The sequence below is a fragment of the Mesorhizobium sp. LEGMi-168a genome (genome assembly GCF_058312955.1).
Genome location: NZ_JBZEGV010000005.1, coordinates 44,713 through 58,721, shown reverse-complemented (window position 1 = coordinate 58,721; position 14,009 = coordinate 44,713). Strand labels below are relative to the sequence as shown.

Annotated in this window: 18 protein-coding genes and 1 tRNA gene; 14 read left to right on the top strand and 5 right to left on the bottom strand. The window is 63.9% G+C overall.

Annotated features, from left to right (window positions below):
- Positions 1-70: 70 nt before the first annotated feature.
- The 3 genes from AC4FWB_RS09035 to AC4FWB_RS09025 all read left to right on the top strand — a co-directional run bounded on the left by AC4FWB_RS09035 (position 71) and on the right by AC4FWB_RS09025 (position 2,003).
- Positions 71-1,249 (top strand): YncE family protein, encoded by a 1,179-nt coding sequence (locus AC4FWB_RS09035; RefSeq protein WP_491025647.1) that lies wholly within the window; start codon positions 71-73, stop codon positions 1,247-1,249.
- Positions 1,250-1,330: 81 nt separating this feature from the next.
- Positions 1,331-1,555 carry a DUF4160 domain-containing protein gene (locus AC4FWB_RS09030; protein ID WP_491025646.1) on the top strand — a complete coding sequence of 75 codons (225 nt, stop codon included), beginning with the start codon at positions 1,331-1,333 and terminating at the stop codon, positions 1,553-1,555.
- Positions 1,548-2,003 carry a DUF2442 domain-containing protein gene (locus tag AC4FWB_RS09025; RefSeq protein ID WP_491025645.1) on the top strand — a complete coding sequence of 152 codons (456 nt, stop codon included), beginning with the start codon at positions 1,548-1,550 and terminating at the stop codon, positions 2,001-2,003. The genes AC4FWB_RS09030 and AC4FWB_RS09025 overlap by 8 nt, the downstream gene beginning before the upstream one ends.
- 44 nt (positions 2,004-2,047) lie before the next feature.
- Here the strand turns inward: AC4FWB_RS09025 and AC4FWB_RS09020 are convergent.
- A tRNA-Leu gene (locus AC4FWB_RS09020) sits at positions 2,048-2,132 on the bottom strand.
- A 329-nt stretch (positions 2,133-2,461) separates the two neighbouring features.
- Here AC4FWB_RS09020 and AC4FWB_RS09015 point away from each other — a divergent pair.
- Together AC4FWB_RS09015 and AC4FWB_RS09010 are read left to right on the top strand one after the other, a co-directional pair.
- Entirely contained in the window at positions 2,462-3,052 is a 591-nt protein-coding gene (locus AC4FWB_RS09015; protein WP_491025644.1) for a YqaA family protein, read from the top strand.
- Between the two features lie 22 nt (positions 3,053-3,074).
- Positions 3,075-3,593 (top strand): disulfide bond formation protein B, encoded by a 519-nt coding sequence (locus AC4FWB_RS09010; protein ID WP_491025642.1) that lies wholly within the window; start codon positions 3,075-3,077, stop codon positions 3,591-3,593.
- 224 nt (positions 3,594-3,817) lie between these two features.
- Here the strand turns inward: AC4FWB_RS09010 and AC4FWB_RS09005 are convergent, their stop codons facing one another.
- A complete protein-coding gene (locus tag AC4FWB_RS09005) occupies positions 3,818-4,375 on the bottom strand; it encodes an HNH endonuclease (protein ID WP_013892845.1) in 558 nt (185 codons plus the stop codon).
- Between the two features lie 111 nt (positions 4,376-4,486).
- Positions 4,487-5,146, bottom strand: coding sequence for a DNA-3-methyladenine glycosylase family protein (locus AC4FWB_RS09000; protein WP_491025640.1), 660 nt, complete (start codon positions 5,144-5,146; stop codon positions 4,487-4,489).
- 91 nt (positions 5,147-5,237) lie between these two features.
- Here AC4FWB_RS09000 and gluQRS point away from each other — a divergent pair, with 91 nt between their 5' ends.
- Positions 5,238-6,113, top strand: coding sequence for a tRNA glutamyl-Q(34) synthetase GluQRS (gene gluQRS / locus AC4FWB_RS08995; RefSeq protein WP_491025639.1), 876 nt, complete (start codon positions 5,238-5,240; stop codon positions 6,111-6,113).
- On the opposite strand, the gene AC4FWB_RS08990 is transcribed toward gluQRS, so the two are convergent.
- Positions 6,114-6,401, bottom strand: coding sequence for a hypothetical protein (locus AC4FWB_RS08990; RefSeq protein ID WP_491025638.1), 288 nt, complete (start codon positions 6,399-6,401; stop codon positions 6,114-6,116).
- A gap of 163 nt (positions 6,402-6,564) precedes the next feature.
- Between AC4FWB_RS08990 and AC4FWB_RS08985 the strand changes: the two genes are divergently transcribed.
- Complete coding sequence (locus AC4FWB_RS08985; protein ID WP_491025637.1) at positions 6,565-7,440, top strand: DMT family transporter; 876 nt, start codon at positions 6,565-6,567, stop codon at positions 7,438-7,440.
- Positions 7,441-7,600: 160 nt separating this feature from the next.
- Here AC4FWB_RS08985 and AC4FWB_RS08980 read toward each other — a convergent pair whose 3' ends face one another.
- Positions 7,601-8,452: a YihY/virulence factor BrkB family protein gene (locus AC4FWB_RS08980; RefSeq protein WP_491025636.1), complete on the bottom strand. Its 852-nt coding sequence runs from the start codon at positions 8,450-8,452 to the stop codon at positions 7,601-7,603.
- Between the two features lie 58 nt (positions 8,453-8,510).
- Between AC4FWB_RS08980 and AC4FWB_RS08975 the strand changes: the two genes are divergently transcribed.
- From AC4FWB_RS08975 to AC4FWB_RS08945, 7 genes are all read left to right on the top strand, one after another.
- Positions 8,511-9,377: an SDR family oxidoreductase gene (locus AC4FWB_RS08975; protein ID WP_491025635.1), complete on the top strand. Its 867-nt coding sequence runs from the start codon at positions 8,511-8,513 to the stop codon at positions 9,375-9,377.
- A 24-nt stretch (positions 9,378-9,401) separates the two neighbouring features.
- On the top strand, positions 9,402-9,593 hold the full coding sequence (locus AC4FWB_RS08970; protein ID WP_126097705.1) for a twin transmembrane helix small protein: 192 nt from the start codon (positions 9,402-9,404) through the stop codon (positions 9,591-9,593).
- A gap of 23 nt (positions 9,594-9,616) precedes the next feature.
- Entirely contained in the window at positions 9,617-10,198 is a 582-nt protein-coding gene (locus AC4FWB_RS08965) for a cob(I)yrinic acid a,c-diamide adenosyltransferase (RefSeq protein ID WP_491025634.1), read from the top strand.
- Between the two features lie 25 nt (positions 10,199-10,223).
- On the top strand, positions 10,224-11,033 hold the full coding sequence (locus tag AC4FWB_RS08960) for a rhomboid family intramembrane serine protease (RefSeq protein ID WP_491025633.1): 810 nt from the start codon (positions 10,224-10,226) through the stop codon (positions 11,031-11,033).
- A 162-nt stretch (positions 11,034-11,195) separates the two neighbouring features.
- Complete coding sequence (locus AC4FWB_RS08955) at positions 11,196-11,945, top strand: electron transfer flavoprotein subunit beta/FixA family protein (RefSeq protein WP_337094644.1); 750 nt, start codon at positions 11,196-11,198, stop codon at positions 11,943-11,945.
- A gap of 23 nt (positions 11,946-11,968) precedes the next feature.
- On the top strand, positions 11,969-12,898 hold the full coding sequence (locus AC4FWB_RS08950; protein ID WP_491025632.1) for an electron transfer flavoprotein subunit alpha/FixB family protein: 930 nt from the start codon (positions 11,969-11,971) through the stop codon (positions 12,896-12,898).
- 211 nt (positions 12,899-13,109) lie between these two features.
- Entirely contained in the window at positions 13,110-13,988 is an 879-nt protein-coding gene (locus AC4FWB_RS08945; RefSeq protein ID WP_491025631.1) for a 3-hydroxybutyryl-CoA dehydrogenase, read from the top strand.
- The last annotated feature ends 21 nt before the right edge of the window (positions 13,989-14,009 follow it).

Sequence of the window (14,009 nt, the reverse complement as noted above, 5' to 3'; positions counted from 1 at the left end):
TGGAGAGCGTTGCACCGGCTATGGCATCCGGCGGGCCGATCCGGCCTGCCTTCCTTACAAAGCAATCCAGATGATCAGAACACTCCCGCGCCATGCCGGCCTGCCAAGCACGCTGCCAGGCCTATTGCTTGCCCTGCTGCTCGCCCTATCGCCCACCAGCGCCTTCGCGGGCTCCTGCCCCGAGGATTGCTCCGAGCCTGCGCCGCCGCCAGTCAACATCTACAGCCACACGACCGCCGGCCATATGAGCCCGGCGACGTCAGGCGCGTTGCCGCGCGTCTATGTCCCCAACCGCTCCTCGAACAGCGTCTCGGTGATCGACCCGGCGACGCTCAAGGAAGTCGACAGGTTCCGGGTCGGCAGCAAGCCGCAGCACGTCGTTCCGTCCTGGGACCTGAAGACGCTCTGGGTGGCCAACAACGGCACCGGCAAGAACGGCAGCCTGACGCCGATCGACCCGACGACCGCCAAGCCCGGCAAGCAGGCGCCGGTCGACGACCCCTACAACATGTACTTCATGCCGGACGGCAGCGCCGCCATCATCGTCGACGAGGCCCTAAAGCAGCTCGACCTGCGCGATCCGCAGACCATGGCGCTGAAATCGATCATCCCGACGCCCGATTGCCCCGGCATCAACCATGCCGATTTCTCGGCTGACAATTCCTATGCGATCTTCACCTGCGAATATGGCGACGGCGGGCTGGCCAAGATCGACTTCAAGAACCAGAAAGTGCTCGGCCATCTCGACCTGTCGAAGATGGGCATGCCGCAGGACGTCCGCCTGTCGCCCGACGGCAAGGTCTTTTATGTCGCCGACATGATGAATGACGGCGTCTTCCTCATCGATGGCGACAGCTTCAAGGAGATCGGCTTCATCCCGACGGGAATAGGCGCGCACGGCTTCGTCGTCAGCCGCGACGGCAAGCGGCTCTATGTCTCGAACCGCGGCTCGCACAAGATGGAGCAAGGCCGCGCCGACGGACCGGGCAGCGTGACGGTGATCGACTTCGCCACCCGCTCGGTCGTCGCGCAATGGCCGATCCCCGACGGCGGCAGCCCCGACATGGGCAATCTCAGCGCCGACGGCAAGCAGCTATGGCTCTCCGGCCGCTTCGACAGCGAGGTCTACATGATCGACACGACGAGCGGTGCGGTGACCAAGATCCGTGTCGGTGTGGAGCCGCACGGGCTGACGGTATGGCCGCAGCCCGGGCGGTATTCGCAGGGGCATACGGGGAATATGCGGTAGGCTTGCCGAAATAGTGCATATCGTGCACTTTATTGTTGATTTAATGCATGCACTGCACTAAATTTGGCGGAAAGCAAGCCGATGCCCACAGTCGCGACCTGTGATGGAATAAAAATTCAGGTCTTCGCCGACCACAACCCGCCGCACTTCCACGCCGTCAAGGCGGAGTATGAAGTGTTGATCGCAATCGGATCGTGGCGCGTCATAGAGGGCTCAATGCGCCGCGCGGACCTCGCTGCGGTTGTCGCGTGGGCGCAGGCACGCGAACAGGAGCTACGCAATGAGTGGAACCGTATCGATGGATAACGATATCGTCACCGTGGGCGGCCCGCTTCCTCGGATTGCTGCCGTTACTGTCATTGATGGTCGTCGTGTTCGCATCACCTGGCGTGACGGAAACTCCGTAACGGTGGATCTTGCTCCAGTTCTAAACAGTCACCGGCACTTTATTCCGCTACGCGATAATGACGAGCTGTTTGCAACCGTCCGAGTCAATGAGGATGGGAACGCTGTCGAATGGGACGGCGGAATTGAGCTTTCTGCCGTTTGGATCAAAACCTTACCTGCTGTCGGCATGGAAAATGGCGAGTTCCGCCGGATTATGGATTTTTTGGAATACACCCTCGACGGAATGGCTCTGCAATTAGAAATCTCCCGGCGCCAGGTTGCGAATTATCGGGGTTCCACCCCAATTCCCAATTCGATTGCGCTAGCCACTCGCTATCTTGCGGAAAAGGCCGAGAAACGGCGGTAAGCCGGAGAGCGCCGAAGTCCAGGTTCGGAGCGGTAGATTGAAATTGGTGCCCCTAGCCGGGATCGAACCAGCACTCCTTGCGGAACTCGATTTTGAGTCGAGCGCGTCTACCAATTCCGCCATAGGGGCTCAGGCCGGGCGGCCTGGATGGGCGCGGACTATACGGGCGGAGGGCCTTTCGTCAACTGGCCTGTTGCCAAATCGCCTATGCCGTCCGCAACGCCTTACGGTTTCGTAAGCAGCGCCGCCATTGTGCGGCGCGGAAATTCTTTCTAGACAGGCTGCGGGTCGGGCGCCCGGGCCAAAAGCTTTGGCTGCGGCGCTGTGGGTCCTTGTTTCGTGCATGCCGGTGGCCGAAAACCGCTGAGCCGTTTGGGGTGACATGCATTAGAGCAATTCCAGGAAAAGTGCGCAGCGGTTTTCCGTCCGGAATTGCGTCAACCGCATCAGGAGAGCCGATGCTTCGCGGACTTTATGACTGGACCCTGTCGCTGGCGGCACGGAAATCGGCCGAGTGGTGGCTGGCCTTCATCGCCTTCGTCGAAAGCTCGGTGTTCCTGGTGCCAGCCGATGTGCTCTATCTGCCGATGGCGCTGTCCAAACCCGAGCGCGCCTATCGCTACGCGCTGATCGCCACGGTCGCCTCGGTGCTCGGCGGCGTCGCCGGCTGGTTCATCGGCCACTACGCCTATGAGGCGGTGGCCAAGCCGATCCTGGAATTCTACGGCAAGTACGACGAGTTCGAGCACCTGCGCACCTCGTCCGGCGTCGGCTTCATCATCCTCATGCTGATCACCTCGGGTGCCGCCCACCTGCCGCCGATCAAGGTGGTGACGATCCTGTCCGGCGTCATCGGCGTCAATCTTTTGCTGTTCATCGGGCTTGCCATCGTCGCGCGCGGCGCCCGTTTCCTGCTGCTTGCCTGGCTGCTGCGCCGCTATGGCGAATCGATCAAGGAGTTCATCGAAAAACGTCTGGGCATGATCGTCAGCGCCGGTGCCGCTGCCCTTATTTTGCTCTATATCGCGGTCAGATACGCGCACGGATAAAGCCAAGCGAACGGACCCTTCGATGACAGCGACCATGATTGCCGACACCGGACGCCAGCGGACGCGCGCCGCGTTGTTTCTCGCCGTGGCCATGGCCGCGACCGTCGGCTCGGCGCTCGCCTTCCAGTATATCGGCGGCTACATCCCCTGCCATCTCTGCCTGGAGCAGCGCACGCCCTACTATGTCGGCGTGCCGCTGATGGTGGTGGCGGCGATCGCCTCGATGCTGCGCGCGCCGGCCTGGGTGACGCGCGGCCTGCTGGCGATCGGCGGCCTGTTGATGCTCTACGGCCTCTATCTCGGCGTCTACCACTCCGGCGTCGAATGGGGCTGGTGGCCGGGTCCCGCCGACTGCACCGCCGGCGCCGGCCCGGTCGACACCGGCGGCAAGGGCGTGCTCGACGCGCTCGACAAATTCGTGCCGCCCTCCTGCGACAAGGCCGCGCTGCGCATCCTCGGCCTGTCGCTCGCCGGCTGGAACGCCATCGCCAGCCTCATCCTGGCCGCCGTCGCCTTCCGCAGCGCGCTGTCGCGCGACTGAACTGCCCGAAAGCGCCGACGCGAGATCGTTCAAAGAATTCGGCAGGATGAGTCGTGTGAAGTGAGTGTCGAGAACCGGAGCGGAGCGTACTTAAAGTACGTGAGCACCGGCCTACGCCGGCCGTAGCCTTAACTGCACCACGGCTAATGAGCGCTTCGGTCGGCGAAGGCCGGAAGCGGAGACACTTGCTTCAGACGGCCAGCCTCCCGAATTCTCGAACGATCTCAAGGCTCCAGTTCGACATCCCAGTAAAGATAATCCATCCAGCTTTCATGCAGATGGTTGGGCGGGAACAGGCGGCCGTTGTTGTGCAGGTCGTGCACCGTCGGCTGATAGGGCTTTTGCAGCGGCCACATCTTGGCCTGAGCCGGCATCATGCCGCCTTTCCTGAGATTGCAGGGCGAGCAGGCGGCGACGACATTCTCCCAGGTCGTCGCGCCGCCGCGATGGCGCGGGATGACATGGTCGAAGGTCAGGTCGTCCGGCGTGCCGCAATATTGACACTGGAAGCGGTCGCGCAGGAAGACGTTGAAGCGGGTGAAGGCCGGATGCCGCGACGGCTTCACATAGGCCTTCAGGCTCACCACGCTCGGCAGCTTCATCGAGAAGGTCGGCGAGGAGACGGCGTGCTCGTATTCGGCAACGATGTTGACCCTGTCGAGGAAGACAGCCTTGATGGCGTCCTGCCACGACCAGAGCGACAAGGGGTAATAGCTGAGCGGACGGTAGTCCGCATTCAGCACCAGCGCGGGAAGCCCATCCGGAGATACGGCAACCGTCACGTCGTTGGCCTCCTTGGTTCCAGAACCGAACGGCGCGGATACTGTAAGCCCGACATGACAGGGATGTGAAGCGGATTGTCGTTCGCCGAAACGGTCAAAAATGCATGATTTTCATGCTTTTTTGGCCATTTCGACAGGGGGCGCCGCATCCCTGCCCTTCAATTCACGATAATAGGCCCAAAAAAGCCGCGACGCGACACCTCGCCACGGGCTCCATGATTCGGCCAGTTGAATCAGTATTTTCTCCGGCGGACGGGGGTCGATGCCCAGCGCATGGCCGACCGCCGTCTGTAGCGCGACATCGCGCGCCGGGAAGACGTCGGGATGGCCGGCGGCGAAAAGCAGATAGCACTCCGCCGTCCAGGGGCCGATACCGGGCACCGCCGTCATCGCAGCGATCGCATCAGTGGCGTCGAGCGAGCAAAGATGGTGGAGGTCGAGCCCGCCGGCCACGGCCTCGGCGACAGCGATGAGCCCGCGCTGCTTCGGCCGCGACAGGCCGGCCTCGCGGAAAATATCCTCGCCGGCGAAGAGAATCCCTTCCGGCGTCAGCGGATCGACCAGCCTGGTCAGCCGGCCGAAGATGGCGTCCGCACTGGCGCGGGACACCTGCTGCGAGACGATGATCGACGCGAGGCTCCCGAACCCGGGCTCGGAGAGCCTGAGCGGCACCTCGCCCGCCATGCCGCGCACCTTCTCCAGTCGCGGATCGATCAGGCAGAGCACGTCGAGCCCTGCCGCAATGTCGTCGAGCGAGGCGATGCGTTGCACGTTGCTTGTTCCCTAGGCGCCCGCGAAATGGCAATTGATGGCTAACTAGCAACCGCCGGAAGCGCCTTTCAACCCGAATGCGCCTTGAGACATGACGCTCCTGACATTTCGCTTCGCGCCGAGCCCCAATGGCGAATTGCATCTTGGCCATGCCTATTCGGCCCTGCTCAACCAGCAGATGGCGGCGCGGGCCGGCGGGCGGCTGTTGCTGCGCATCGAGGACATCGACATCACGCGCTGCACGCCGGAATTCGAGGCCGGCATATTTCGCGACCTGAAATGGCTGGGGCTCGATTGGGAAGAGCCGGTGCGGCGCCAGTCCGAGCATTTTGCCGGATACAAGGCGGTACTCGACCGGCTGATCGCCGAGGAACTGGTCTATCCCGCCTTCATGAGCCGGGGCGAGATCCGCGCCTTCATCGCCGAGACCGAGAAACGCGGCCGCGACTGGCCGCGCGACCCTGACGGCGTACCGCTCTACCCGTCCCTGGACAAGGCGCTGTCGATGAAAGAGCGCAAGCGACGCATCGCCGAGAACACACCCCTCGCCTGGCGGCTCGATGTCGAAGCGGCGATGGCGCGCGTGCCCGGTGCCATGTCCTGGACGGAGTTCACCGACGAGACCATGGCCGCGACTCGCACGGTCGAGGCAACGCCGCAAGCCTGGGGCGACGTTATCGTGGCGCGCCGCGACATCCCGACCAGCTACCATCTCGCCGTCGTTGTCGACGATGCGCTGCAAAAGGTCAGCCATGTCGTGCGCGGCCAGGATCTTTACGCGGCCACCGGCGTGCAGCGCCTGCTCCAGGAATTGCTCGGCCTCCCGCCGCCGCGCTATTTCCACCACCGCCTGATCCTCGGGCCGGACGGCAGGAAGCTCTCCAAGAGCCTCAAGGACACCGGCCTCGCCGCGCTCAGGCAGGCGGGCGTGTCGCCGCAGGACGTCCGGCGGCTCGTCGGGCTTTGATCAGAGACGGGCCAGCCCCGCCTTGATCAGCGCCATCACGCTGATCAGGACGAAGGCGCCGCTCAAACCCCATGCCACCGCAAGCCTGAGGTCCCTGAAGGTGATGCCGTGCTCATTGGCGACCATCACCGCAACGAAGAAGCCCAGCGTGAACAGCAGCGTGTTGCCGGTCGAGCCGAAGCCGTCGTCCTTCATGATGGCGTCGAGCGCGGTGCCGAAGAAGAATCCGAAGACCGCGACGGTCGCGACCGCGAACAGCAGCCACGTCGTACCGAGATGCAAAAGCATGCCTGCCCATGGCGTGCCTTAACGCCATGCCCCTCTTTGGCACCGTTTGTTGAATTCGAATGAGCTTATGGATCAACCGTTTCGTTTTGCTTGCCGAATTGAACGGCATTAGAGCAATTGCCGTCATCAACCCTTCACCCCGCAGCCAAAGCCCTCCCTCACAATGCACAGCATCAAGCGGTTCATTCCCGCCTCCTTCGTCGTCCTGTGGGCGACCGGCTTCATCGGCGCGCGCTATGCCATGCCGTGGGCGGAGCCTTTCACCTTCCTCGCCATCCGTTTCGTGCTGGCGGCGATCCTGTTTGCGGGCCTGACCGTGCTGCTCGGCTCGCGCAGGGCGAGCCGCGAGGAGGCGCTGCACGCGACGGTGGCCGGCGTCCTCATGCACGGCGTCTATCTGGGCGGCGTGTTCTGGGCGATCCACCGGGGCATGCCGGCCGGGCTTTCGGCGCTGATCGTCGGCCTGCAGCCGCTGATCACGGCGGTGCTTGCCGGCAAATTCCTCGGCGAGGCGATCCTGCCGCGCCATTGGGCTGGCCTTGCCGTCGGGCTTTTGGGCGTCGTCATCGTGCTCTGGCCGAAGCTCGGCGCGATCGGCGGCGGCGTCACCGCGGCTACGTTGACGGCCTCGCTGGTCTCGGTGCTCGGCATGGCCGCCGGAACGATCTGGCAGAAGCGCTTCGCCTCCGGCGGCGACCTCGTCTCGGCGACGATGTGGCAGTATGTCGGCGGCTCGGTGGTGACGATCCTGGGGTCGCTCGCCTTCGAGACGCGCGCGATGACCGTCAATGGCGAGCTCATCTTCGCGTTCGCCTGGCTGGTCTTGGTGCTGTCGGTCGGCGCCATCTTCCTGTTGATGGTGATGATCAGGGACGGCGAGATGTCGAAGGTCGCTTCGTTGTTCTATCTGGTGCCGGCCGTCACCGCCGTCATCGCCTGGGCCCTGTTCGGCGAAAAGCTCAATCTGCTGCAGATCGCCGGCATGGCGATCGCGACGCTAGGCGTCGGCCTGGCGACCGCGCGGCCAGCCAAGGCATGATCGCGACGATCTCGCCTCAAGGTATGTCAATATTCGGGTCAGGCCGAGCCGAAAATGGTGGCTTCCGAGAACCGGAGCGGAGCGTACTTTCTGTACGTGAGCACCGGAAGCGCAGGAAGACGCCATTTGCAGGCCGGCCTCACCTGAATATTGACATACCTCACCCTACCCTGGCGCGCGCCTCGAGATAACGGCTGATGGCGGCATTAAGCTCGCCGCCGAGGATGAAGATGGCCGAGATGATGTAGAGGAACACCACCGCGATCATGATCGAGGCCAGCCCCGCATAGGTCGTCACATAGGACGAGAAATGGTCGAGATAGATGGCGAAGATGGTCGAGCCGGCCAGCCAGGCGACCAGCGTGAAGACGATGCCGGGAACGATGGAGACGAAGCGGCGCTTGCCGGCCGGCAGCCAGATATGCACGGCGAACAGCCCGATGACGATGACCGTCGAGGCGATCACATAACGCCATATGGTGATCGTGCCCATATAGGGCTCGATCCATTCAAAATGGGCCTCGGCCAGCCGCGCCAGCAGCGGCGCGAACACAAGAAGCACGCTGACGGCAAGAAAACAGGCCGTCGCGATCAGCACGAATATGATGCTCTGCACCCTGCGGTGGATGATGCCGCGCGTCTCGGTGACCCTGTAGGCGCGGTTGAGCGAGGTGCGCAGCGCCTCGATGCCGTTCGAGGCGAAGTAGGCGGCTAAAAGCACGCCATAGGTCAGAAGGTCGGTGCGCCGCACGGTGAGCACGTTCTGCACCTCGCGCGCGATCGGCTTGGCGATCTGCTCCGGCCAGGTGTCGAAGACCAGATGCACGGCCGTGTCGGAGAAGGCGCGCGCGCCGAGGAAGCTGGCCAGCGTCGTGGCGAAGATCAGGAACGGAAACAGCGCCATCAGCGAGGTGATCGCCAGATGGCTGGCCATCGCCCAGCCGTCGTCGGTGTTGAAATGGCCGATCGCATCGTAGAGCACGCGCTTGACCGCGACGATATTCCTGAGCAAGGACCGGCGCTCCGCTCGATTGTGTCGACGCCGCGAATATGGGAAGTGATTGCGGCAAATGGCAACCCCAGGTCAAACCGCGATTCCCGCCGCCAAAGAGTTGCGCACCATTATCGTCACCGGCGCCTCCTCCGGCATAGGCGCCTATTGCGCGCGGGCATTGAAGGCGGAAGGCTGGCGGGTGTTCGCCACGGCACGCAAGCCGACCGACATCGAGGCTCTCGAGGCCGACGGTCTCGAGGCCTTCTATCTCGACTATCGTGAGCCGGAGTCGATTGCCGCCCTGGTCGATGCCGTGCTGGAGCGCACGGAAGGCAAACTCGATGCGCTGTTCAACAACGGCGCCTACGCGCAGCCGGGTGCCGTCGAGGACCTGCCGGTGGAAGCGCTGCGCGAGCAGTTCGAGGCCAATTTCTTCGGCTGGCACGATCTGACGCGGCGCATCGTGCCGGTCATGCGCCGCCAGGGCAACGGCCGTCTCGTCCACTGCTCCTCGATCCTGGGGCTCGCCCCGGTCCGCTTTCGCGGCGCCTATTCGGCGTCCAAACACGCCGTCGAAGGCTTGATGCTGTGCATGCGCCAGGAGCTTGAAGGCAGCGGTATCCACCTCTCGCTGATCGAGCCCGGGCCGGTGACCTCGAAGATCGCCAGCAACGGCCTCGCCTGGTTTCTGAAGAATATCGACATCGAGAACTCCGCCCACCGCGCCGACTACCAGGCGCAGCTTGCACGGCTGCAGGCCGGCGGCAGCGTCTCGCGGCTGAAGCCCGGACCGGAAGTTGTCCATGTTGCCTTGCGCCACGCGCTTCTGTCACAGCGCCCGCGCCCGCACTATGTGGTAACAGTGCCGGCCAGAATCGGCGTGATGCTCAAGCGCATCCTGCCGGCATCAGCGCTCTACCGCGTGCTCGCCAGGCGCGCCTGAACGAAACCGAACCGGAGCCAGCCCATGGCAACCACCTTCAAAATCCTCGCTTTGGTCGTCATGGCCGCCGTCGTCGTCGTGCTGATCCGCGGCCTCGTCAACATGATGCGAGGCGGTTCCGGCGTGACCTCCAACAAGCTGATGCAGGCGCGCGTTCTGCTGCAGGCCGTGGCCCTGGCGCTGATCCTGCTGGCCGTCTGGTTCACTCGCAAGTGACGTTCGCCGCGAGGAGGTAAGGCGTGGTCAAGCTCAACAAGATCTACACCCGCACCGGCGACGACGGCACCACCGGTCTCGGCAGCGGCGAGCGGCGGCTGAAATCCGATCTGCGCGTCGAAGCCTACGGCACGGTCGACGAGGCCAATGCCTGTATCGGCATGGCGCGCCTCCACACCGGAAAGGATCATCCGGCGATCGACGTCATGCTTTCGCGCATCCAGAACGACCTTTTCGACCTCGGCGCCGATCTTGCGGTGCCGGACGAGGGCAAGCCGCTCGACTACGAGCCGCTGCGCATCGTCGCCGCGCAGACCGAGCGCGTCGAAAACGATATCGATCTTCTCAACAAGCATCTGCAGCCGCTGAAGTCCTTCGTGCTGAACGGCGGCACGCCGGCGGCGGCCGCCCTGCATCTTGCCCGCACAGTGGCGCGGCGCGCCGAGCGCATCATGGTGGCGCTGGCGCAGGACCCGGCCGAGCATGTCAACCGCGAGGCGCTGAAATACGTCAACCGCGTCTCGGACTTCCTGTTCGTCGCCGCGCGTGCGGTCAATGACAACGGAAATGCCGACGTGCTATGGGTTCCCGGCAAGAACCGCTGACAATCAGGTATGGCGGGAGGGTCCGATGTTTATCCCGCTCTATGACACCAACAGGCTGCGCCACATCCGCCTGCAATATGTGACGATCGGCCTGATCGCGGCGAATGCCCTGGTCTATCTCGCGACCACGCTTGGCGGCGAGAACTTCAACAATGCCGCGGTGCTCGGCCTCGGCTTCATCCCCTCGGTCGTCCACGACAAGGTCGAGCTGTCGCCCGAATTCGTCGTCATTCCCGAAAGCCTCAGCTACCTCACCTATTCCTTCCTGCATGCCGACATCTTCCATCTCGGCGGCAACATGCTGTTCCTCTGGGTGTTCGGCGACAATGTCGAGGACGCGCTCGGCCATATCCGCTACCTGATCTTCTACCTCGCCTGCGCCGCCGCCGGCGCCTTTTTCCAGGGCTTGGTAGCCTGGGATTCGCAAGTGCCGCTGATCGGCGCCTCCGGCGCCATCGCCGGCGTGGTCGCCGCCTACCTGATCCTCTATCCCAGGGTTAAAGTCTGGGTGCTGGCCTTCGCCCGCATCCCGCTCCGCATCCCGGCCTTCATTCCCCTCATCCTCTGGATCCTGTTCCAGATCGTGATGTTTGCCGCAGGCGGCGAGGACCAGATTTCCTGGGCCACCCATATCGGCGGCATCGTCGCCGGCGCCGTTCTCGTGCTGGTGTTGCGCAGCCGGGGCGTGCCGCTGCTTGCCGGCGCCGATGGCGAGCCGGACCCCACGCCGAATGTCCAGCAGGTGCCCGTTCCGACCGAACCTGGGGCAACGCCCGAAGCTCCGGCGCAGTCGGCGCCGCAACGGGGCCGCGGAGCCGCGTCGCCTCGGGACTGAACCGATTTGAGTGCGTCGTGCATATTGACGCGCCGGATCGCCGCCACTACGGAAACGCCCACGCTGGACGGATATTCCGCCCGGAATGTCGGCTTTCGACAACTCTGACCAGGCGCACACTGCTATAGCGCGCCCGACTATCTCAGGAGAGGTGACAGGAAAATGAAGATCCTTGTGCCCGTGAAGCGGGTTGTGGATGCGAACGTCAAGGTCCGGGTCAAGGCCGACGGACTGGGCGTCGAGCTCGCCAACGTCAAGATGGCGATGAACCCGTTCGACGAGATCGCGGTCGAGGAAGCGATCCGGATCAAGGAAGCCGGCAAGGCGGAAGAGATCATCGTCGTGTCGATCGGCCCGCAGCAGGCGCAGGAGACGCTCCGCACCGCGCTCGCCATGGGCGCCGACCGCGCCATCCTGGTCAAGACCGACGAGCAGACCGAGCCGCTGGGCGTCGCCAAGGTGCTGAAGGGCGTGGTCGAAGCCGAAAAGCCCGGCCTTGTCATCCTCGGCAAGCAGGCGATCGACGACGATTCCAACCAGACCGGCCAGATGCTGGCGGCGCTGCTTGGCTGGGCGCAGGGCACTTTCGCCTCGAAGATTGAGCTCGCCGGCGACAAGGCCAAGGTGACGCGCGAAGTCGACGGCGGCCTGCAGACCGTCGAGCTGAAGATGCCGGCGATCGTCACCGCAGACCTTCGCCTCAACCAGCCGCGCTATGCCTCGCTCCCCAACATCATGAAGGCCAAGAAGAAGCCTCTCGACGAGAAGAGCCCGGCCGACTACGGCGCCGACGTCAAGCCGCGCCTCAAGGTGATCAAGACCGAGGAGCCGGGCGGCCGCAAGGCGGGCGTCAAGGTCAAGAGCGTGGCCGAGCTGGTCGAGAAGCTCAAGAACGAAGCCGGCGTGCTCTGAGCGGTCAGGAAAGGAACAGGAAAATGGCAATTCTCCTCATCGCCGAACACGACAACGCAACCCTTTCCGACCAGACCGCCAAGGCACTGTCGGCGGCCCTCCAGATCGGCTCGGATATCGACGTGCTGGTTGCCGGCAAGGGCGCCAAAGCTGCCGCCGACGCCGCGTCGAAACTGAAGGGCGTGCGCAAGGTGCTGCTCGCTGAAGCCGACGAGCTTTCGGAGCGTCTCGCCGAACCGACGGCGGCGCTCGTCGTCTCGCTGGCAGGCTCCTATGACACCATCGTCGCGCCGGCCACGTCGGTCGGCAAGAACGTCGCGCCGCGCGCGGCCGCCTTGCTCGACGTCGCCCAGGTGTCCGAGATCATCGAGGTGGTCTCGCCAGACACCTTCAAGCGGCCGATCTATGCCGGCAACGCCATCCAGACCGTGCAGTCGACCGACGCCAAGAAGGTTATCACGGTCCGCACCGCCTCTTTCCAGGCCGCGCCCGAGGGCGGTTCGGCTGCGGTCGAGACGGTCGGCGCCGCCGCCAACCCCGGCCTCTCCTCCTTCGTCGAGAACAAGCTCTCCGAAACCGATCGTCCGGAGCTGACCTCGGCCAGGATCATCATCTCGGGCGGCCGCGCGCTGGGCTCCTCGGAGAAGTTCCAGGAAGTCATCCTGCCCGTCGCCGACAAGCTTGGCGCCGCCGTCGGTGCGTCCCGCGCCGCGGTCGACGCCGGCTACGCCCCGAACGACTGGCAGGTCGGCCAGACCGGCAAGGTGGTCGCCCCCGACCTCTACATCGCCGTCGGCATCTCCGGCGCCATCCAGCACCTCGCCGGCATGAAGGATTCGAAGGTCATCGTCGCCATCAACAAGGACGAGGAGGCGCCGATCTTCCAGGTTGCCGACTACGGTCTCGTCGGCGATCTCTTCGTCATCCTGCCGGAACTGCAAAAGGTGCTTTGACGCCTTCTGCTTAGGCATATTAAAATGAAAAGGGTGGGGTAGACGAAGTCGCCCCGCCCTTTTAGTTTGCGCTGCACAAAAAGCAGGCCGTGAAGGCTCAAAGCAGTTCCAGGAAAAGTGCGCAGCCGTTTTGCGTCCGGAATTGCGGGAAACAATGAGATGGGAGCGTTTCGCTTCGAAGAAGCGAAACGCTCCAGACGGGATCGGGGTAATGAGCAAGATCGAGACGATCGGTATTGTTGGCGCGGGTCAAATGGGTGGCGGTATCGCCCATGTCTCGGCGCTGGCCGGCTACAAGGTCCTGATCCACGACGTCTCGTCCGACCGCATCGAGAAGGGCATCGCCACCGTCAGCGGCAACATGGCTCGCCAGGTCGGTTCCGGCAAGCTCGAGGAGAAGGCGCGCAACGAAGCGATGGCGCGCATCTCGTCGGCATCCACCATGGCCGATCTCGCCGCCGCCGACCTCGTGATCGAGGCGGCGACCGAGGACGAGACGGTCAAGCGCAAGATCTATGCCCAGCTCTGCCCGCAGCTCAATCCGGAAGCGATTCTGGCGACCAACACCTCGTCGATTTCGATCACAAGGCTCGCCGCGCAGACCGACCGGCCGGAGCGCTTCATCGGCATACATTTCATGAACCCGGTGCCGGTGATGAAGCTGGTCGAGCTGGTGCGCGGCATCGCCACCGAGGACCAGACCTTCGAGGCGGCCAAGACCTTCGTGAAGCAGCTCGACAAGACGATCACCGTCTCGGAGGATTTTCCGGCCTTCATCGTCAACCGCATCCTGCTGCCGATGATCAACGAGGCGATCTACACGCTCTATGAGGGCGTCGGCACGGTCGACGCCATCGATACCGCGATGCGGCTCGGCGCCAACCATCCGATGGGGCCGCTGCAGCTTGCCGACTTCATCGGCCTCGACACCTGCCTGTCGATCATGCAGGTGCTGCATGAGGGGCTGTCGGACTCGAAGTACCGCCCCTGCCCGCTTTTGGTGAAATATGTCGAGGCCGGCTGGCTCGGCCGCAAGACCGGCCGAGGCTTCTACGACTATCGCGGCGACCATCCGGTGCCGACGCGCTGATCCTCGTCGATTGAGCGCTTT